The organism is Hyalangium versicolor, from assembly GCF_020103695.1.
GTDB classification, from domain to species: Bacteria; Myxococcota; Myxococcia; order Myxococcales; family Myxococcaceae; genus Hyalangium; species Hyalangium versicolor.
In genome coordinates this window covers 252,258-271,934 of the sequence record NZ_JAHXBF010000012.1, presented here as the reverse complement: position 1 = coordinate 271,934, position 19,677 = coordinate 252,258, and the positions used below count along the sequence as shown (strand labels likewise).

Genomic DNA, 19,677 nt, shown 5'->3' with positions numbered 1-19,677 from the left:
TCTCTGACGCAGCGAGCAGGCCGGACCGGGACTCCCCGTGTCCGGCCTTGCCGCGTCCAGGCCCCTGCTTGTTCAAGGGCTGATGCTCCCGGTGAGTTCCCGGGTTCCATTCCAGGCTCGGGGCGGTATGGTCCGCCGAGCATTGATGACCTCTGGACCAGGACCCCAGCCCCTCATGAGCAGACCCCGGATCGTCTTCATGGGCACGCCCGAGTTCGCCGTGGCGTCGCTCTCGGCCTGCTTTGACATCGGCGATGTGATTGCCGTCGTCACCCAGCCGGACAAGCCCAAGGGCCGCGGCAACGCGATCGCCATCTCCCCCGTGAAGGCGCTGGCGCTCGAGCGCGGCGTGCCGGTGTTCCAACCACAGAAGCTGCGCACCCCTCCGTTCGCCGAGGAATTGCGCAAGCTGGCGCCCGACGTGTGCGTGGTGACGGCCTACGGGAAGATCCTCCCCAAGGACCTCCTGGAGGTGCCGCCCCACGGCTGCGTCAACGTGCACGCCTCGCTGCTGCCTCGCTTCCGCGGCGCCGCTCCCATCCAGTGGGCCATCGCTCACGGAGACTCTGAGACGGGCGTGGCCCTCATGCGCATGGACGAGGGGCTCGACACCGGACCGGTAATCGCGATGAAGCGCCTGCCCATCACTCCGGACGACACCAGCGCCAGCCTCCACGAGAAGCTCTCCCGGCTCGGCGGAGACATCCTCCGTGAGTCCCTCCCGGCCTACCTGCGTGGGGAGCTGAAGCCCGTCCCGCAGCCCTCCGAGGGGATGGTCCTCGCGCCCATCATCCAGAAGGAGGACGGGTTGCTGGACTTCACCCGGCCCGCGGTGGAACTGGAGCGACGCCTGCGCGCCTTCACGCCCTGGCCCGGCGTCTTCACCGGGCTGAACGGCGCTCGCATCAAGGTGCACCGGACGAAGGTGGGCTCGGGGCGGGGCACTCCTGGCACCGTGCTGTCGGCGGACTCGGGTGGAATCGAGGTGGCCTGTGGCGAGGGCTCGATCGTGCTCCTGGATGTCCAGCCGGAGGGCAAGCGGGTGATGAGCGCCGCGGAGTTCCTCACCGGCCGGAGGCTGGCGCCGGGGAGTCAGCCGTTCTCGGCGCCTGTCGAGAGCAAGGGCTGAGGGCTGTTGGAGCGAAAAGAAGGAGACACGCGGATGGGAACGAGACTGCTGGTGCTGCACGGGCCGAACCTGAACCTACTGGGTGAGCGGGAGAACTCCGTGGGTGGACGGTTCGAGGACCTCAACAGCGCGCTCCGCTCCCGGGCCGCCAGCCACGGCATCGAGCTGAAGATCGTTCAGTCCAACCACGAGGGCGTGCTCATCGACACCCTCCACGCCGAGCGCCGGATCATCGATGGCGTGGTGGTGAACCCCGCGGGCCTCTTCGGCTCGTACCCGCTGAGGGATGCCCTGGAGGCCATCGGCGTGCCTGCCATCGAGGTCCACCTGGACGGCGCGCGGGCGAAACAGTCCGTGCTGAAGGAGGCGTGCGCGGCGCAGCTGTCCGGCAAGGGCTTTGACTCGTACCTCCAGGCCATCGATCGCTTCGCCCAGGGCGATCTCATCTCCGGCCGTGAGCGCTCCAAGGCCGCGGCGGCGCCCGGGAAGGCGAAGACCATCGGCCGCAAGGCGGACAGTCTGGCTGCGGCACCCGCGAAGGCGCTGGCCCGCACGGCCGAGACGGGCGGGGTGGCCAAGACGCTGGGCCGCAAGGCTCAAGCGGCGGACAAACCGGCGAAGGCGGAGAAGGAGAAGACGATCGGGCGCGGCTCGAAGGAGACGCCCGCGGCCAACCTCCTCACCCGGGCGCTGGTGCGAGAGAAGATCGCCGACCGGCTCTCCGGCAAGCTGACGCCCGCGGGGCTGGCCACCTGGGCGCGTACCCAGTACATGGAAGTCCAACGCGGCGCTCCCGCCGAGAGCGGCTACCGCGACATGCTCGAGGACAACTTGCAGACACTCACCCTCTCCACCCTGCCCGCGAGCCGCCTCTCGGATGAGCAGCTCGTGGACATGATGACCCAGCTCGAAGGATGAGCGCGCGCTCTCTTGCCATCCAGGTGCTCGCGCGAGTGCGCGCCACCGACGCCTACCTCAACGTCGTCCTCGACACGATGCTGTCGGAGTCGCCGCTGAAGGATTCGCGCGACACGGCGCTCGTCACGGAGCTGGCCTACGGGGCTGCACGGCGGCAGCTCGCGCTGGACTACGCCATCTCCCGCTTCGCGGACCGGAAGCTGGACTCCATGGAGGATCGGGTGCTCGCGGCCCTGCGGATCGGGGCCTACCAGATCTTCCACACGCGCATCCCCGCGCGCGCCGCCGTGGCCGAGACGGTGCAGGCCCTCAAGGATCTGGGCGTGGCGCGAGCGGCGGGCTTCGTCAACGCCATCCTCCGCAGGTTGGCGGAGTTGCCGGGACCGCCGCTGCCTCCGGAGAGCGACATCGCCGAGTATCTCTCCATTCGGGAGAGCCATCCCAAGTGGCTGGTGGAGCGCTGGCTGCGGCACTTCGGCCGTGAGCGCGCCGAGTCCATGCTCGTGGCGGACAACCAGACGCCGCCCATCGTCGTGCGCGTGAACACCGCGAAGGTGACGCGCGAGTCGCTCTTGTCCCAGCTGCGTGAGGTGGGGTTGGAGGTCCAGCCCACCTCGGTGTCCCCCGTGGGCATCACCCTGCCACCCGTGGGACGGCTGGAGGACGTGTACGGCTACTCCGAGGGGCTCTGGCAGGTGCAGGACGAGGCGGCGCAGTTGGTGGGCGTGTACGGCGCCATCCCGGAGACGGCGCGCGTCTGGGACGCCTGCGCGGCACCGGGCGGCAAGTCGTGCCACCTGGCCGAGGTGCACGAGGTGGTGGCCACGGACCTGCACGCCAACAAGCTGCCGAAGATCCAGGCCGAGGCGAAGCGGCTGGGGCTCACCGAGAGGCTGAAGGCGGTGGCGCATGACGCGACCGTGCCGCTGCCGGAGGACCTGGGCGAGTTCCACGCGGTGCTGGTGGACGCGCCGTGCTCCGGGCTGGGCACGCTGCGCCGTCACCCGGAGCTGCGCTACCGCCGGAAGGAGGAGGACATCGGCCGGCTGGCGGCGCTCCAGCGTCGCATCCTGGAGAACTGCCAGGAGGTGGTGCCGCCTGGAGGCCTGCTGGTCTACGCCGTGTGCACCACCGAGCCGCAGGAGGGGCAGGACCAGGTGGAGATGTTCCTGCGCAGCCACCCGGAGTGGACGTCCGAACCCCCCGTGCTCCCCGGGCTGAAGCTGCCCCTGAATCAGGCCTGGCTTCGCACCCTGCCTGGCCCCGAAGGCTGGGATGGCTTCTTTGCCGCCCGGCTGCGAAAGCTCTACTGACGGTGTGTCCATTCCCTCGGGGGCGTACGCACACACGCTCCTACTTCGCGCAAACGCCCTGTTCACGATACTTATGGGGCAATGCGTGTCCGACTGCGGACAGTGGTGGCTGTGGTGGGGATGGGGCTGGCCTCGGGCTGCGTCCCGGTGGTGCTCCCAGTGGAGGATTTTCCCGCGCCGAAGGAGGTGAAGGTGGAGCCTCCCGAGCCCATCGCGTCCTTCGTTTCTCCGGTGGTGCACAACGGCCTGCGCAACGAGATGCGCGTGGCGCTGACGTTTGACGCCTGCCCGACGCGGTCCGCGTACGACGAGCGCATCACCCGGATCCTCCAGCAGACGCGCACGCCCGCGACGATCTTCCTCAGTGGCTCCTGGGTGAAGAACAGCCCGCAGACCGTGCTCGAGCTGGCGAGCAACCCGCTGTTCGAGTTGGGCAACCACTCGTACACGCACAAGCACATGACGCAGCTCAAGCCCGCGCAGGCGCTGGACGAGCTGCTCCACACGCAGGCGGAGATCTACGATCTCACGGGCGTCATCCCCGAGTACTTCCGGCCGCCCTTCGGTGAGTTCGACACGCGGCTCGCCTCGGTGGTGGGGCAGGCGGGGCTGACGACCATCGAGTTCGATCTGGCCTCGGGCGATCCGGACGAGCGCGCCACGAAGCCGAAGCTGGTGAACTGGGTGCTCAAGCAGGCCAGGCCAGGCAGCATCATCGTGATGCACATCAACCACAAGCAGTTCCCCACGGCGGACGCGCTGCCGGAGATCATCCAGGGCCTGCGCAAGCGTGGCTACGAGCTGGTGACGGTGGGGCAGATGTTGAAGGAGCGCCCGCCGCCACTCTGCAATGATCCGTGGCCGGTCAGCCCGCTGCGGGACGCGGTTTCCAGTATATCCGTTCCGTGACGCCCGGAGCCGCGAAGCCCGGCAGCCGGCCCACCTCGCGGTACCCGTAGCGCTCGTAGAAGCGGTGCGCGCCCGCGTTGAAGTCCGACGCGAGCAGGAACCAGCCCCCTGGCGGGTTGTTGCTCCCCGACTCATAGCCGCGCAGCAGCTCCGCGCCCAGCCCCTGGCTCTGGAGCCCCTCGCGGATGGCCAGCGTGCGCAGGTAGGCCCCCGAGGCGAACGCGCCGCGAGCGATGAACCAGCACACGCCCACCGGAGCCCCCTCATGCTCCGCCAGCAGCAGTCCTTCGCCTCGCTGGAGCGCGGACTCGAAGCGCTGGGTGAGCGCCGAGGCGGTGAGCTGGTAGGCCTGGAAGAGCGGCAGCGGCGCGAGCGCGGTGCCCAGGGCGGAGAGATCTGCGGGCGTGGCGGGGCGGATGCGTGACATGGGTGCCTCCAACCTTTGCAGGCTCGCGCGGCCCGGGCGAAGGCGCAATGAGCAGGCGGAGAGACTTCGTTCTCAAGAGGACTGCGGTGGTCTCCCATCCGCCACCCGCTGCTGGCGTTCGTCCCGCCCGGCCGCTGCCAGGGGCAGGGTGAAGTGGAAGGTGGAGCCCTTGCCCGGAGTGCTGTCCACGCGGATGTGGCCGCCGTGGGCCTCGATGATGAGCCGGCTGATGTAGAGCCCCAGCCCCACGCCCTCCACGCGCCGGCCCTCGTGCGTGCGGTAGTACTTGGTGAAGAGGCGATCGGCCTCTTCGGGCTGCAGCCCCTTGCCCTGATCCATCACCGAGATCCGCGCCATGCCTTCTTCCTGCTCCAGCCGGAGGACGACGGGAGTCCCGGCGGTGCTGTACTTGAGGGCGTTGGTGATCAGGTTCACCAGCACGCGCTCCAGCCGGGGGGCGTCCACGGGAACCCAGGGGACGGGCGTGGCCACTTCGAGCCGCAGCCGCTCGCGCGCATCCGGTGGCACATCCCGCTCGATCACCTCCTCGATGAAGCGGCTGAGATCCATCCGCTCGAGGTGCAGCTCCACCTGGCCGGATTCGAAGCGCGAGCCCTCCAGCAGCTCCTCCACCATGCCGCTCATCCACCGCGTATTGCGCAGCAGTGCCTCCGCCGCGGTCACCTCCGAGGTGAGTCCCTTGGCCTGGAGCGAGCGCAGGAGGAGCTGACAGCGCAGGAGGATGTTCTGCAGGGGCGTGCGCAGATCATGGGAGATGAGCCCCACATACTCCTCGCGCAGGTGCTCCAGCTCCTCGTGGGCGGAGATGTCCTGGATGCAGACGATGACGCCGCGGATCTCGTCCGTGATCACGCGCACGGGCGCCGCGGACACGAGCACGGGCACGGGGCCCTCCGGGTGATTGAAGACGTATCGCTCGGGGGGGACGTCTTGCCCCTCCAGGGCTCGGGTGGAGGGCAGCTCCTCGAATCGGACCGGCTTGCCATCCGGGTGCCGGAGGGTTCCCAGGTACTGGGTGCGCTGGGGGGAAGGATCCGCGCCCAGCATGTTCTGGAAGGAGGCGTTGAGCCGCATCTCGTCCGTCGTGGGATCGACGAAGAAGATGCCCACGGGGGCGTGCTCCACCACGGCCTCGAGCAGGGCGCGCTCCCGCTCCGCCTCGGCGCGGGCGATCTGCAGTCCCTCCAGGTACTGCTCGTGCTCCGTCATGTCCCGGATGAGGGCGGTGACGGTCGTCCCCTCCGGCATGGTGAAGACGCCGAGGATCACCTCCACCGGCAGCTCCTTGCCGCTCTTGTGCCGGGAGCGCAGGGCCACCCGTGGGCCCGGGTTGTGGACCGGGGACGCGGAGGCGGACACGGTGCTCCACAGGGGGCTCATCTCCCGGAGCAGTCCCGGGACGAGCTGCTCCACGTCCTGGCTGATCAGCTCCTCACGCGGGTAGCCGAACAGGTGCTCCGCCTGGGCGTTGACGAAGCGCACGTGCCCGGTGGCGTCCACGGTGATGACGGCCTCCGGCGCTGTCTCCAGCAGGCCGCGGAAGCGCTCCTCGGAGGCCCGGAGCGAGGCGTTCGCATGTCGGCGTTCGACGTCGATGCGGTTGAGCGCCTGGGCCGACAAGAAGACGATGGCCGCGCCTCCCAGGCTCATGACGGTGGAGAACAGCGCGGCCTTGGTGGGGAGGCTGAAGATGTCCTCCCGGTGGAACAACTCCAGCACCACCCCCACCAGCGTCGGGCCGAGGATGCTCACGGGGACCAGCCGGCGAGCGAGGAAGCCGCCGAGCGTGTCTCGCGTGAGCTGCCCCATCAGCCCCTTCTCCGGCCGGGTGCACAGGATGCTGGCCCCCAGAAGCATCAGCACCAGGGAGGTGTGCAGTCCCATGCCCCCGGCGTAGGGCGCGTCGGGACTGTCCGCGATGGCGCCGTGGAGCCTGCCATTGAACTCGAACAGCGCCACGAGCATCACGCAGATGATGGGCGTGTCCGTCCAGTACGCGGAGAGTGGCGCCTCTCGCCCGAGCAACAGCAGCGTGCCCCCGAGCAGCGTGAAGCTGAGGGCGGTGCTGGGAGCTGTCAGCGGAGGCGCATTCTGTGCCGGCCCGTTCGCCCACAAGAGGAGCACGTTCTGGGAGCCCAACCAGGGGATGAGCAGCACCTGCAAGAGCGTGAGTACACCCAGGAGGATGAGCGCCCCGGCGCAGGCCACCCCCACCGCCCTCCGGGCAGGCGCCAGCGCGCGTGGGTGGAGCAGACTCAGGGCCACGCCGCTCAAGATGAGCCCCAGCGCGGTGTTGGGTGCCATCTTGGACAGCCCGGGTATCACCGACATCGCGGCAGGGATACCCCGCGCCCAACCCACCAGGACCAGGATGCCAATCAGTGGGCTGACGATCGCCGTGATTCCTTTCAGGAAACGCGCGACCGCAGCCCCTCGGAGCTGTGAAGGACTGGACATGGTGCGTCCCCCCCGGAACGCATGACTCGGGATGCACCTTCAGATCGCCGCGTCCCCAGGTCAAGGGGGTGATTGCGGTCCAAACAGGGGGGCTACGGCTGGGGCCTTCAGTAGGCAACGCCAGCCACCCGCTTTGCCGAGAGCTGCGTTCACCATGAACGTCCGCCTACAGGGTAGGAGGCGGCCCTCAAGGGCTGGAGGCCTCGGGCTCCAGTGGCAGCTCGAGCGTGAAGGTGGCGCCCTGGCCGGGGCCCGGGCTGCTGCAGGTCAGCCGTCCCTTCATCTCCGTGGCGGCCAGCGCGCTGATGTGCAGGCCGAAGCCGTGGCCTTCCTTCTTCGTGGTGAAACCCTGGGTGAAGAGGCGCGCCACGTGCTCCGGGGAGATGCCCGTGCCGTTGTCTTCCACCTCGATGAGCAACCGCTTTCCTCCCGGCGCGGGGTGCACGTGGAGCGTCAGGCGCTTGTCGGGTTTCTGGCTGTCCACCAGTGCGTGCCGCGCGTTGCTGAACAGGTTGATGAGGATCTGAAGAAGCTTGTGGCGGTCCACGAGGATGGGGGGGACGGACGCATAGTCCCGTTCGATGCGGATGCCCTGGCGCTCGAAGGAGACGGCGTGCAGGCGCAGCGCCTCGTCGATGAGCTGGGGCACCGCCACCTCCTCCACCGCGCCCGCGGCCCGCGCGTGCTTCTGCTGCATGCTGACGATGGACTTGATGTGGTCCACGCTCCCGGTCAGCGAACTCATCTCCTCGAGGACGAACTCCCGCTCCTCCTGGAGCTGATCCGACAAGGCGATGAGGAAGCTGGGGATCTTCTGGCCCTGAGGGTCTCGAGAGAGGAAGGAGGTGAAGTCGGCGGAGTGTTGGCGCAGGAGCTGCGTGAGCTTGGCCAGGCTGTTGAGCCGGGACTGGCGCAGCCGATCCGTGATGATGGAGGCGGAGACGTTGACGCTGTTGAGGGTGTTGCCCACGTTGTGGAGAACGCCCGTGGCCACCTCGGCCATGCCCGCCTGGCGGGAGGCATCCACCAGGTTGCGGTGCATCTCGCCCAGGCGGGACTCGGCCTCCTTGCGGGCGGTGATGTCCCGGCCGAAGATGGTCAGCCCCGCGGGCTGGCCGCCCTCTCCGATGATGGGGCTGATGTTGATGTCCAGCACCAGGTGGCGATCCCCGAAGGTGTGCTCCTCCTCGATGCGCAGGCGCTCGCCCCGGAGTGCCTGGGCCATGCGCTGCTGCCACAGCGTGGCCCGATCCGTCCCCTGCTCTGGGAGCAGGGTCTGCCCCTCCTCGAGCGGCATGCCGCGGCGCTTCGTATACATGCGCTTCGCGGCCTGGTTGGCGGTGATCACCCGCCCCTGGGGATCCAGCGAGACGACGATGTCATCGGTGCTCTCGATGACGCTGCTCAGCTTGCCCTCACTCTCGCGGAGGACCTTCAACGTCCGCTCCAGCGAAGTCTGCGCGGCGTCTCGGGCTGTGGTGCTCAACGAGAACAGCCACCACGCTCCGATGAAGGCGAGGGCTCCGAACAAGTGCGAGGACCAGAGGGTCGTCGCGGGGTCCACACGGACGATGCCGACATGGAGGAGGTAGAGCGGGTGGGCCACCATGAAGAGGAGGGCGAGGATCAACGTGACGAGCAGGCCCCACCGTTGCCCGAGCAGGTACACCGCCAGAGCGGGCAGCAGCATGGTCGTGACGTGCACGCTGCTCCCCGGAGAGCGAGAGGAGAAGATGGTGGCCACGACGCCCGCGGACATGGTCCCCACCAGGAGCAGAGCGGGGAGCAAGGGGGCTCGTGCCTTGCGTGCCACGAGCAGGGTCACGATGAAGCCGAGATTCGTAAAGATGCCGGGAAGGGCCCGGAGCGGCGTGCGCACGTTGGAGAGGATGAAGAGGGTGGTGAGCCCCATGAGGAAGCAGGCCGCGCCGACGATGACGCGGTAGCGGACGAGTTCCGTGGGGGGCGCGCCACGGAGCTCCTCCGAGAGGAGCGAGTCCAGCCAGCTCAAGAGCCACGAAGGCTCTTCGGGGGACGAGTCCCGTGCCGGCTCGGGGGATGATGAGGAGACCATGATGTACGGAGCAGCATTCGTGAGAACGCCCGAGATGTATCGCAGATAAACTGAATCACTGAGTCATATGTTCACCAATGATTTCCATGATTTCGGCTGCGAGGAGATGAGAGGAGTGGGATAACGCCGCGCATGTCTGCTCTATCTGCCGCGTTGCGTCCTCGGATCATTGTCCGCGTACTCATGCTTTCGCTGCCATTGGTGGGATGTGCTTCCCTTCAGGCCAGTGCGAGGGACGAGGCAGCCCTGGCGACCGAGGCCCCGCCTGCTCGCAAGCCCCAGTGGGGCATCGTCATTCATGGCGGCGCGGGAGTCATTCGCCGGGACATGCTCTCGCCCGAGAAGGAGGCAGCCTATCGAGCCAAGCTCACCGAGTCACTCCAGGCCGGGCACGCTGTCCTCGCGCGTGGAGGCTCCAGTCTGGACGCCGTGGGGGCAGCCCTTCGCATCCTGGAGGACTCGCCTCTCTTCAACGCCGGTAAGGGAGCTGTCTTCAACCATGATGGGCAGAACGAGCTGGACGCCGCGATCATGGATGGAAGGACATTGCGGGCGGGCGCCGTCGCGGGGCTCCACCACGTGAAGAACCCCATCGATCTGGCGCGCAAGGTCATGGAGAACTCCGCGCACGTGATGATGGTGGGAGACGGCGCGGAGGCGTTCGCCAGGGAGCAGGGCATCGAGTTGGTTCCGGCCGAGTACTTCCGCACCGAGGAGCGCTGGGAGCAGCTGCAGAAGGCGCTGGAGAAGGAGAAGGCCTCGCCGGGCAAGCCTTCGTCGCTCCAGCCGAGCCGGGATCCGGCCACGGGCGAGGAGAAGTTCGGCACCGTGGGCGCCGTGGCGCTGGATCAGGCGGGGAACCTGGCGGCGGGTACTTCCACGGGCGGCATGACGAACAAGCGCTATGGCCGCGTGGGGGACTCACCCATCATCGGCGCGGGCACCTACGCCAACGCGCACTGCGCCGTGTCGGGCACGGGGCACGGCGAGTTCTTCATCCGCTACACGGTGGCTCGAGACATCTGCGCCCGCATGGAGTACCAGCAACTGCCGCTGCAGGAGTCCGCCAACGCGATGGTGATGGACGTGCTGGTGAAGGCCGGAGGGGAGGGCGGCGTCATCGCCATGGATGCGCAGGGCAACGTGGCCATGCCCTTCAACTCCCCCGGCATGTATCGCGGCTACATGGGCGAGGACGGCACGCCCCACGTAGCCATCTTCCAGGAGTAGGCGGCTACTCCTCCAACTGCGCGGCCAGCTTGAAGGCATCGAGCACCGCCGCGGAGGCGCGATCCAGGTACTTGCCCTTGCGGATGAGCAGGCCGATGGGCCGGGACACGGGCCCCTCGGCGAACGGCTTGACCACGAGCGAGTTCACCGCCACCTCGGCGTGACAGGTGGACAGCGGGAGGATGGCCACTCCAAGTCCCATCTCCACCGCGCGCTTGATGGTCTCGACGTTGTCCATCTCCATCACCGGGTTGAGGTCCAGGTTCTTCTCGCGGAAGAGCCGGTCCAGCGCCTTGCGCGTGGGGGCCTCGCGATCGAAGGCGATGAAGGGCACGCCGGACAGCGCGGAGAGGCTCACCTTCGACTTGGTGGCGAACGAGTGGCCGGGCGCGCACACCACCGCCAGCTTGTCGTCTCGGAAGGGCAGGATGTCCACGCCCGCGCGCGGCTGCGGGTAGGCGACGATGCCGATCTCCGCCGCCCCGAGGATGACGTCGTCGTACACCTGATCATTGCGCCGGTAGTTCAGGCGCATGTTCACCTTGGGGTGCGTCTTCAACAGCTGCTTCTGCACGCTCTGCAGCTCGTGCAGGCCCACCGAGTAGATGGTGGACACCGTGGAGGTGCCGGCCACCTCGGTGGACTGCTCGCGGATCTCCGTCTCCACCTCGGCGAAGCGGGCGAGGATCTCCTTGCACCCCCGGAACAGGCGCTCGCCCGCCGGAGTGGGCGTCACCTGGCGCGCGCTGCGAGACAGCAGCTTCTGCTCGTACCGGTTCTCCAGGGCACGGATCTGCTGACTCACGGCCGACTGCGTCACGTGATTGAGCTGAGCGGCGCGAGAAAAAGAGCCCGTCTCCACCACGTCACAGAACATCTTCAGGGATTCAAGCTGCATAAGGGCGCCTCCTATACCGAAGGCCGAGCATTAGGCTAGGGGTAATTAGCTTTCCTTACGCCAGCGCGCCACTGCGTCTGCTCGCTCGCAGGCCCCTTGTCCGAAAGATCAGGAGGGAGTTCGGAGGCTCAGGGCTGCTTGGGCTGCGCTGGCGGACGGTTCAGGTAGGGGCGCAGCAACACATAGAGTGCGAGCGCGAGTGCGATGAGGGCGCCGCCGCACAGCGTCTGCACGCGGCCGACATGGCTGAGGGCCTCGACGCGCAGATCGCACTCGTTCTTGCTCAGGCCCGTGCAGTCGAACGGGAGGAAGATGCCCCGCAGGCCGAGGACGAGCAGCCAGAGCCCGCCGAACACCATGCCCGAGGCAAGCCCCAGGAAGGCGGCACGACCCAGGGAGGAGGGGGTGGGCTGTCCCGAGCTGTCCGGAGCGGGGCTCATGGCGAGGGAGCTATCACCGCTCGGTCACGTGCGCCACATCCTGCCGTATGCTGTCGGGCCATGAGAATCCTCTACGGTGTCGTTGGCGAGGGCATGGGACATGCGACGCGCTCGCGGGTGCTCCTCGAGGAGCTCACGAAGGAGCACGAGGTCCACATCGTCGTCTCCGGTCGGGCGAGGGACTACCTGTCCAAGCGCTTCCAGAACGTGCATGGCATCTGGGGCTACACGTTGGCCTACGAAGGCAACGCGGTGAGCAAGTGGCAGACGGTGCTGCAGAACCTGCAGGGCGCGGTGACGGGCTGGCCGCAGAACATCCGCCAGTACTTCGAGCTGGTGGAGAAGTTCCAGCCGGACGTCGTGGTGAGCGACTTCGAGTCCTTCAGCTACATGTTCGGAAAGGTGCACCGGCTGCCGGTGATCAGCGTGGACAACATGCAGATCATCAACCGCTGCAAGCACGAGCCGGAGCTGCTGGCGGGGTGGGAGGACGCCTACGAGGGCACGCGCGCCATCGTGAAGGCCAAGCTACCAGGGGCGTTCCACTACCTCATCACCACGTTCTTCTACCCGCCGGTGCGCAAGGAGCGCACCACGCTGGCGCCGTCGATCCTTCGCCCGGAGATCCTCGAGGCGAAGTCCGAACCCGGCGAGCACCTGCTGGTGTACCAGACGTCCACGACGAACACGCAGCTGCCGGAGATCCTCAAGCAGAGCGGGCTGCCGTGCCGCATCTACGGCCTGCGCCGGGACATCTCCGAGGACGTGGTGGATGGCAACCTGATGTACCGGCCCTTCAGCGAGAAGGGCTTCATCGATGATCTGCGCACGGCGCGGGCGGTGGTGGCGGGAGGCGGCTATACGCTGATGAGCGAGGCGGTGTACCTGCACAAGCCCCTGCTCTCCATCCCGGTGGAGGGACAGTTCGAACAGGTGATCAACGCGCTGTACCTGGAGAAGCTCGGGTACGGCATGTACACGAAGCAGCTCACGCTGGAGGCGCTGAAGGAATTCCTGTCCCGGGTGCCGGCGAGCCAGGAGGCGCTGAAGGGCTACGAGCAGGAGGGCAATACGAAGATCATCGCCGCCCTGCGCGAGCAGCTCGCGCGTGCCTACGAGCACCGGGGCCACTGGCGGGCGGAGTTGTCGGAGCTGGACTGAGCCGGGCTCCTAGGAGGCAAGCAGGCGCCTGCCGGGCCTCGAGCGGGGCGATTCTGCGGACTTCCCTGCTTGCTCTCACGCCGCGTCATCCCAAGCGTTACCGGACGAACGCGAACCAGGGAGGAAGCCATGGCGAAGGAACCGAAGCTGCGAGAGGGCTACGGCGGCACGAGCGAGCAGCGTCAGCGCAGCCTGCACAACGACAACTTCTCCGAGCGTGCCCCGCGCAATCCCGATGAGCTGGATGCGGCACGAAGCACTCCGGACAAGGACGGACGCGTGGTGACGGTGTACCCGCTCGCCACGGAGGACTCGGATCAGGAGTGACGGGCTCGCTCAGCTGAAGATCTTGGAGAACAGCCACACCAGGGCGGACTCGGTGGGCGTGTCTCCCAACCGGGCCGCCCCAATGCTTCCCTGAGCGGTGGGGCGGGCCCGGGTCAGTTCCGCGGTGAAGGGAGCCGCTCCTTCGGGGGCGCAGCTCCCACAGTAGAAGCGCCCTTCCCAGACGAAGGCATGCTCGGGCTTGAGCTTGCGCTTGCATGAGAGGCAACGGGTTGGCGTGTCACTCGGAACCTGGGAGGGCGGGGGCAACCCATCGTCTCGATGGACCGTGGCGGCTTCGTGGAGTTGCTCCAGCTCCCCCGCGTCCAGCGCTACGCCGCCGCACCCATCGCAGACGTCCACCTTGACGTTGAAGGCCTCCAGCACGGCCAGCGGCGCGGTGCCACATCGCGGGCAGGTGGATGACCGGAGGCCGCACTCGGGACAGTTCGGCACGTACTGGATCCGCGCGCTGCAGCCCTTGCACACGCCGGGTTGCCCCTTCGCACGCCGAGGCAGCGTCGCCGACTGGGCGCCTCCCAGCAGCTTCGCCACGAACTCCCCCTCGATCCAGACGGCGCCACACGCCTCGCACTCCTCGCGGGCCAGCCCGTGGTGGAAGGTGTCGCGCATCCGCTCCTGGCAGAAAGGACAAGCACTCATGAAAGTGAGCCTAGCGATTTCGTTGGAGGACGCAGGTTTTCCCGAATGGGGGCACACATTCCAGGACACAGACCCACGAGAGACGTAACGCAGCGGATCATCCGCTGATTGACTCTGCTTGTCGTGAATTCCACGATCGCGGTCATGCTTGGACCTCGCTCGCGATCTTCATTCTCGAACCTGATTGTCGCCTCGCTCCTCGTCGCCGTCGTGGGCTGCGTGGGAGACCCCCCCGACGGTCCCCATATCGATCCCGGAGACGGTGGCTCGCGTGGAGACGGGGGACCTGGAGATGGAGGTCCGAACAATCCGGATGGAGGCCCGAACAATCCGGATGGAGGCCCGAACAATCCGGATGGAGGCCCGACCAATCCCGATGGCGGGCCCATCACCCTGGAGTGTGGCAACCGGGTGATCCAGGCCGGCGAGGCCTGCGATGACGGCAACACCAACGCCGGAGACGGCTGCGCGGCCGACTGCAAGACGGTCGAATCCGGTTGGTTCTGCGATGTGGCGGGACCCTGCACCCGCAACGTGTGCGGCGACGGGCGCACCGGTTCGACCGAGGCGTGTGACGATCGCAACACGACCCCCAATGATGGTTGCAGCGCGACGTGCACCATCGAGCCCGGGTATTCGTGCCCCCCTGGTGGAGGCCGCTGCACGGCTGCCCGCTGCGGTGATGGCATCGTCGCCGGAGACGAGGAGTGTGAGGACAACGACAATCCTCCCGGCAGCGGTGACGGGTGCTCCGACAAGTGCCGCCTGGAGCGCGGTTACAAGTGCCCTGTGCCGGGCCAGGCCTGCGTCGCCACCACGTGTGGAGACACGATCGTGGAAGGCACCGAGCAGTGCGATGACGGCAACAACAACATGGGCGATGGGTGCTCGCCGCTGTGTGTCCGCGAGCCCAACTGCAGCAATGGTAGCTGCACCGCGGTGTGCGGAGACGGAGTGATCCTTCCCGGCGACAACTCGGAGGAGTGCGACGACGGCAACCTGCGCGCTAACGACGGATGCTCGCCCGAGTGCAAGTTCGAGCCAGGCTTCCACTGCGAGACAGTCGCAGATGATCCGCCGCCCTCGGTGGAGATCCCGATCGTCTACCGGGACTTCATTGGAAAGGGTACCCAGGATGGTGGGACCAACCTCGAGCACGCGGATTTCAACTCCATGAGCGGTGATGATCGCGGCATGCTGGCAAACCAACTTGGTGCGGATGGCAAGCCGGTGTATGCGCGGACGGATGGCAGCCACTCTCCCACGACCACCAGCAAGGCTCTCTTCGATCAGTGGTACCGGGACACGCCGAACGTGAACAAGACCGTCGTCTCCACGCTGACGCTGGCGAGGCAGTCGAGCGGTGCGTACCAGTTCTCGAACAGCAACTTCTTCCCGTTGGATGGCCTGGGCTGGGTGGCAACCAAGCAGGAAAAGCCGCAGAACAACGGCCACAATTTCAGCTTCACCAGCGAGGTGCGCTACTGGTTCGAATACAAGGGCACCGAGGTGCTGGAGTTCATCGGCGATGACGACGTGTGGGTCTTCATCAACGACCGCCTCGCCGTGGATCTCGGCGGCGTGCATGGAGCTGAGACGGGCTCGGTGACGCTCTCTCAGCGCTCAGATCTCGGCCTCCAACTCGGCAAGGTCTACGACGCCATCGTCTTGCAGGCGGAGCGGCACACCACTCAGTCCAACTACAAGCTCACCCTCACCAACTTCGTGACCCGCCGCACCAAATGCGAGAACTCCTGCGGCGACGGTGTCGTCCAGGCGCCCGAGCAGTGTGACAACGGCACGGCCAACAACACCGGCGGCTACGGCCAGTGCTCGCCGACCTGCACGCTGGGGCCTCGCTGCGGCGATGGCGTGATCCAGTCGCAGGCCGGAGAGGAGTGCGACGACGGCAACACCAACAACGGTGATGCCTGCAGCAACGCCTGCCAGGTGATCTTCGGCTGAGCAGGCTCGAGGTGGCGCGGTTTCGGCCGCGCCACCTACAACGTGGCGAGCACCTCGCGGGCCTGGGTCGGCCGCATGGGACGGTTGTAGACGGCCGCGCCCGGCTGCTGGTGCTTGCCTCCCACCGCCAGTGAGCCGGTGTCCACGGGCGCGAAGCCGATCTGCTCGATGAGGCGAGCCACGGTCTGCTTCGCCTCTGCGTCATCCCCCGCCAGGAACAGCACCAGCCGCTCCTCGAGCGGCGCTCCCGGCTTGGCGTCCTCGCCCAGCGTCTTGAACCACATGGTGTTGAACGCCTTCACCAGTCGCGAGCCGCGCAGGTACCGGGCGATGAACTCGCTGGACGTGTGGCCGCTGAAGTCGAGCTGGCCATCGCGCTGCGAGTAGTAGTTCATCGCGTCGATGATGATCTTCCCGGACATCTGTGCCCGCGGCAGCGTGTTGTAGGCCTTGAGGGGAACCGCGATGAGCACCAGCTCGCCGAAGGCCGCCGCGTCCTCCACGGTGGCTGCGCGCGCCAGGGAGCCGAGCTCCTGGACCCGCGCCTTCAGGGACTCCGGGCCCCGCGAGTTGCTGAGGGCCACTTCATGACCCGCCTGGACGAAGAGGCGCGCGGCCGTGTCGCCGATGTGCCCTGAACCGATGATGCCAATCTTCAATGTGGCTCCCTCCTTGGCCGGCGGGAGCCATACCCCAAGGTCCCTGTCCGCGCAGCGTTTTCGCTCCGGAAGGGAGAGGTGTTGTCCGCGAGATCCGGGACTCCTGGAGCCCGAGGGATTCCAGGCCTCAGTGGATGGGGACCTCGGTCTCGTTGTTGCGCTCGGCGGCGCGGCGAGACAATTCCGTGAGCCACGAACGTGTCAGCGGCGTCTCACTCTGCTTGCCGGTGAAGCGCTCGGGGTGGCTGTCCTGCGGCAGCCATCGGTTCACGTATGCCAGCAACGTCGCGGTCAGGTTCGGCGCGAGCGTGCGAGCCACCGCTCCGAGCTTCGCGGGCAGGCCCACCAGCACCTCCGCGTCTCCGCGCCGGCACGCCTTGAGGATCTTCCGTCCCGCCCGCTCCGCGTTCATCGAGAAGCCGGGCAGCGAGTCACTCACGTAGAACCAGGCGTACTCTTTCTCGTGGTCGCCCTTGAAGGTGGCGTTGCGAGGGCTACCCGTGCGCATCAGCCCCGGGCACACCGTCGTGACGAGAATGCCATCTTGCGCCAGCTCGGCCCGCATGCCGTCCGACAGCCCCACCAACGCGAACTTGCTGGTGCTGTAGGGCACCATGTGCGGCACGCTCAGCTTGCCGCCAATGGAAGAGATGTTGACGATGCGCCCCGCGCCGCGCAGCTTCATCTCGGGCAGCACCGCCAGCGTCGTGTACAGCGGCGCCCACAGGTGCGTGTCGATGGCCTCCTGGAAGTCCTCCATCGTCATCGACTCGAGCGGGCCCGTCTGGATGATGCCGGCGTTGTTCACCAGCACGTCCACCGCGCCGAACCGCTCGTGTACGGCGGCGACCATGGCCTCCACCTGCACCGGATCCGTCACGTCACAGGGGATGGCGACCACCTCTCCGCCCAGCCGCTCCAACTCTGTGCGTGCCCGCTCGAGCGTGGCCTCGTCCCGGCCGCAGATGGCCAGGCGCGCCCCTTCCTTCAGGAAGTTTCGCGCGAGCACCAACCCCAGTCCCCGTGAGCCGCCGGTGATGAGCACCGTCTTGTCCTGGAAGTTCATCCGGGGGCGCAGCAGGGCACGCAATCCCAGCGCCGCGCCGACGCCAGCCGCGGTCAGCGTGCCCAGGGACAGGCGGGTGGATTCCTTCTTGTGGCGCTCGGCCATGATTCAGGCTCCGTGAAGGTTCGAGGGGCGAGGCGGGTCTGGCTCAGGGAGCGAACGCTCCGGTGGTCGCGTCGGGCCCGGTGAGGCGCTCGAGGATCATCTGGATGTCGCGCATCTGCTCGGGCGTGAGGACGTGCAGCCGGAGGATGCCCTGCGTGTCGAAGACCAGGTAACCCGGGTGCGAGTCCACGCCGTAGGCCCCCGCCATGGAGCCATCATCCACGGCGATGGGATGGCGCAGTCCGTGGCGGCGCGCGAAGTCCTCCACGGCATTGGTGTCACGCAGCTCGGATTCAGAGTGCGTCACATCCACGCCGATGACCACCAGCCCTTGGGGGCCATAGTCGCGGATCCAGTCCTGCACCTGGGCGAGCTGGCTGACACAGGACTCGCAGTCCATGGACCAGAAGTGGAGCAGGACCGGGCGGCCGTGCAACTGCGAGACGTGGACTGGGGAGTTGATCCAGCCCCCATCTGGATCGAGCAGCGTGAGGGGGATGGGATGCTGATCGTCGTTCAGCTCATCCAAGGCCATGGGAACGCTCCGCGAAAAGACGTTGGATCGGACGTGTCTCAAGCTATGCATCGGGAGCCGGTGTCCCCCATGCCGGCTCCCAGGCGGGCTTGCCTGCCTGGGTGGAGAGGGGAGGAGGCTCCCGGACAGCCGAGCAGGCTCCGGGGGCAGGAGGCCTGGACGTGCGCATTCCTGAGTTCAAGCTGGAGCGGTACTTCGCGAAGTGGGAGTTCTCAGCGCCCTATCTGCTGTCCACCTCGGACATCGAGGGCTGGCGCATGGCGGACCTGTTGGCGCTCGCGGACCCCGAGGCCCGTGCGCGCTGGGAGTCACTGACGCTCGGCTACACCGAGTCGACGGGACTGCCCGCCCTGCGCGAGGCCATCGCGGGCCTCTACCCGGGACTGAGGGCCGAGCAGGTGCTGACCTTCGCGGGTGCCGAGGAGGCGGTGTTCGTCCTGGTGAACGTGCTGTTGGGGGCGGGGGACCATGCCGTGGTGACGTGGCCGGGCTACCAGTCCTTGTATGAGGTGGCGCGCGCGACCGGGGCCGAGGTGACGCTGCTGCCGCTGCGCGAGGAGGAGGGCTGGGCGTTGGATCTGGATGCGGTGCGCCGGGCGCTCCGGCCGAACACCCGGTTGCTGGTGGTGAACTTTCCCCACAACCCGACGGGCGCGCTGCCGGAGCCGGCGGTGTTCGAAGGGCTGTGTGCGCTCGCGGAGGAGCGCGGGGTGTATCTGCTGTCCGACGAGGTGTACCGGCTGCTGGAGCATGCGCCGGCCCGGACGCTGCCCGCGGCGGTGGAGCGTACCGCTCGGGGGATCAGTCTCGGGGTGATGTCGAAGGCGTTCGGGCTCGCAGGCCTGCGCGTGGGGTGGCTCGCGTGCCGGGATGCGGAGGTGTTGCGCCAGTGCGCGGCGTACAAGGACTACACGACGATCTGCAACAGCGCCCCGAGCGAGGTGCTGTCACTCATCGCCCTGCGGGCCCGGGAGCAGGTGCTCGCGCGCAGCCGGGCGATCCTCGAGGAGAATTTGAAGCGGCTGGATGCCTTCTTCGCGCGACACGCGGATACGTTCCGCTGGGTGCGTCCGCGCGCGGGCAGCGTGGCCTTCCCGCGCCTGTTGCGAGAGATGCCGGTGGCCACCTTCTGCCAGACGCTCGTGGAGCGGGAGGGCGTGCTGCTGCTGCCTGGAGACGTCTACGACTTCCCGGGTAATCACTTCCGCATGGGGCTTGGGCGCACGCAGATGCCGGAGGCGCTGGCGCGGCTGGAGCGCTTCTGTGAGACGGCGTTCCGCTGAGCCTCTCGGCGTGGGGCGCCCATGCCTTGGAGCGTGAGAGAGAGGGCCTCTCCGGGCGCGGTTTGAGCCAACTGGGATGCCTGTCATACCAGTTCGCGAC

18 protein-coding genes are annotated in these 19,677 nt (G+C 67.6%); 9 read left to right on the top strand and 9 right to left on the bottom strand.

Going from position 1 to position 19,677, the window contains the following annotated elements; genetic code table 11:
- Positions 1 to 175 precede the first annotated feature (175 nt).
- From fmt to KY501_RS25460, 4 genes are all read left to right on the top strand, one after another.
- The gene (gene fmt / locus KY501_RS25475) at positions 176 to 1,129 is read left to right on the top strand and encodes a methionyl-tRNA formyltransferase (RefSeq protein ID WP_224366016.1); all 954 of its coding nucleotides are present in this window, start codon (positions 176 to 178) and stop codon (positions 1,127 to 1,129) included.
- Between the two features lie 33 nt (positions 1,130 to 1,162).
- Complete coding sequence (locus tag KY501_RS25470; protein WP_224366014.1) at positions 1,163 to 2,047, top strand: type II 3-dehydroquinate dehydratase; 885 nt, start codon at positions 1,163 to 1,165, stop codon at positions 2,045 to 2,047.
- Positions 2,044 to 3,360 (top strand): 16S rRNA (cytosine(967)-C(5))-methyltransferase RsmB, encoded by a 1,317-nt coding sequence (gene rsmB, locus KY501_RS25465; RefSeq protein ID WP_224366012.1) that lies wholly within the window; start codon positions 2,044 to 2,046, stop codon positions 3,358 to 3,360. The genes KY501_RS25470 and rsmB overlap by 4 nt, the downstream gene beginning before the upstream one ends.
- Positions 3,361 to 3,441: 81 nt before the next feature.
- Positions 3,442 to 4,269: a polysaccharide deacetylase family protein gene (locus KY501_RS25460; RefSeq protein ID WP_224366010.1), complete on the top strand. Its 828-nt coding sequence runs from the start codon at positions 3,442 to 3,444 to the stop codon at positions 4,267 to 4,269.
- On the opposite strand, the gene KY501_RS25455 is transcribed toward KY501_RS25460, so the two are convergent.
- The 3 genes from KY501_RS25455 to KY501_RS25445 all read right to left on the bottom strand — a co-directional run bounded on the left by KY501_RS25455 (position 4,226) and on the right by KY501_RS25445 (position 9,185).
- Positions 4,226 to 4,696, bottom strand: coding sequence for a GNAT family N-acetyltransferase (locus KY501_RS25455; protein WP_224366008.1), 471 nt, complete (start codon positions 4,694 to 4,696; stop codon positions 4,226 to 4,228). The genes KY501_RS25460 and KY501_RS25455 overlap by 44 nt on opposite strands.
- Positions 4,697 to 4,768: 72 nt before the next feature.
- Positions 4,769 to 7,174, bottom strand: a complete 2,406-nt coding sequence (locus tag KY501_RS25450; RefSeq protein ID WP_224366006.1) for a sensor histidine kinase — start codon at positions 7,172 to 7,174, stop codon at positions 4,769 to 4,771.
- A gap of 187 nt (positions 7,175 to 7,361) precedes the next feature.
- Complete coding sequence (locus tag KY501_RS25445; protein WP_224366005.1) at positions 7,362 to 9,185, bottom strand: two-component system sensor histidine kinase NtrB; 1,824 nt, start codon at positions 9,183 to 9,185, stop codon at positions 7,362 to 7,364.
- 195 nt (positions 9,186 to 9,380) lie between these two features.
- Between KY501_RS25445 and KY501_RS25440 the strand changes: the two genes are divergently transcribed.
- Positions 9,381 to 10,478, top strand: a complete 1,098-nt coding sequence (locus KY501_RS25440; RefSeq protein ID WP_224366003.1) for an isoaspartyl peptidase/L-asparaginase family protein — start codon at positions 9,381 to 9,383, stop codon at positions 10,476 to 10,478.
- 4 nt (positions 10,479 to 10,482) lie between these two features.
- Here the strand turns inward: KY501_RS25440 and KY501_RS25435 are convergent, their stop codons facing one another.
- The gene (locus tag KY501_RS25435) at positions 10,483 to 11,376 is read right to left on the bottom strand and encodes a LysR family transcriptional regulator (RefSeq protein ID WP_224366001.1); all 894 of its coding nucleotides are present in this window, start codon (positions 11,374 to 11,376) and stop codon (positions 10,483 to 10,485) included.
- Between the two features lie 128 nt (positions 11,377 to 11,504).
- The gene (locus KY501_RS25430) at positions 11,505 to 11,816 is read right to left on the bottom strand and encodes a hypothetical protein (protein WP_224366000.1); all 312 of its coding nucleotides are present in this window, start codon (positions 11,814 to 11,816) and stop codon (positions 11,505 to 11,507) included.
- Between the two features lie 60 nt (positions 11,817 to 11,876).
- Between KY501_RS25430 and KY501_RS25425 the strand changes: the two genes are divergently transcribed.
- Entirely contained in the window at positions 11,877 to 12,977 is a 1,101-nt protein-coding gene (locus KY501_RS25425; protein ID WP_224365999.1) for an MJ1255/VC2487 family glycosyltransferase, read from the top strand.
- 129 nt (positions 12,978 to 13,106) lie between these two features.
- On the top strand, positions 13,107 to 13,304 hold the full coding sequence (locus KY501_RS25420) for a hypothetical protein (RefSeq protein ID WP_224365997.1): 198 nt from the start codon (positions 13,107 to 13,109) through the stop codon (positions 13,302 to 13,304).
- Between the two features lie 9 nt (positions 13,305 to 13,313).
- On the opposite strand, the gene KY501_RS25415 is transcribed toward KY501_RS25420, so the two are convergent.
- Positions 13,314 to 13,964, bottom strand: a complete 651-nt coding sequence (locus tag KY501_RS25415; protein ID WP_224365995.1) for a TFIIB-type zinc ribbon-containing protein — start codon at positions 13,962 to 13,964, stop codon at positions 13,314 to 13,316.
- A gap of 144 nt (positions 13,965 to 14,108) precedes the next feature.
- Between KY501_RS25415 and KY501_RS25410 the strand changes: the two genes are divergently transcribed.
- A complete protein-coding gene (locus KY501_RS25410; RefSeq protein WP_224365993.1) occupies positions 14,109 to 15,929 on the top strand; it encodes a DUF4215 domain-containing protein in 1,821 nt (606 codons plus the stop codon).
- Between the two features lie 35 nt (positions 15,930 to 15,964).
- On the opposite strand, the gene KY501_RS25405 is transcribed toward KY501_RS25410, so the two are convergent.
- From KY501_RS25405 to KY501_RS25395, 3 genes are all read right to left on the bottom strand, one after another.
- Positions 15,965 to 16,588 (bottom strand): NADPH-dependent F420 reductase, encoded by a 624-nt coding sequence (locus tag KY501_RS25405; protein WP_224365992.1) that lies wholly within the window; start codon positions 16,586 to 16,588, stop codon positions 15,965 to 15,967.
- A 127-nt stretch (positions 16,589 to 16,715) separates the two neighbouring features.
- Entirely contained in the window at positions 16,716 to 17,759 is a 1,044-nt protein-coding gene (locus KY501_RS25400) for an SDR family NAD(P)-dependent oxidoreductase (RefSeq protein ID WP_224365988.1), read from the bottom strand.
- 43 nt (positions 17,760 to 17,802) lie between these two features.
- The gene (locus KY501_RS25395) at positions 17,803 to 18,294 is read right to left on the bottom strand and encodes a TlpA disulfide reductase family protein (protein ID WP_224365986.1); all 492 of its coding nucleotides are present in this window, start codon (positions 18,292 to 18,294) and stop codon (positions 17,803 to 17,805) included.
- Positions 18,295 to 18,455: 161 nt separating this feature from the next.
- Between KY501_RS25395 and KY501_RS25390 the strand changes: the two genes are divergently transcribed.
- Positions 18,456 to 19,577 carry an aminotransferase class I/II-fold pyridoxal phosphate-dependent enzyme gene (locus KY501_RS25390; protein ID WP_224365984.1) on the top strand — a complete coding sequence of 374 codons (1,122 nt, stop codon included), beginning with the start codon at positions 18,456 to 18,458 and terminating at the stop codon, positions 19,575 to 19,577.
- The last annotated feature ends 100 nt before the right edge of the window (positions 19,578 to 19,677 follow it).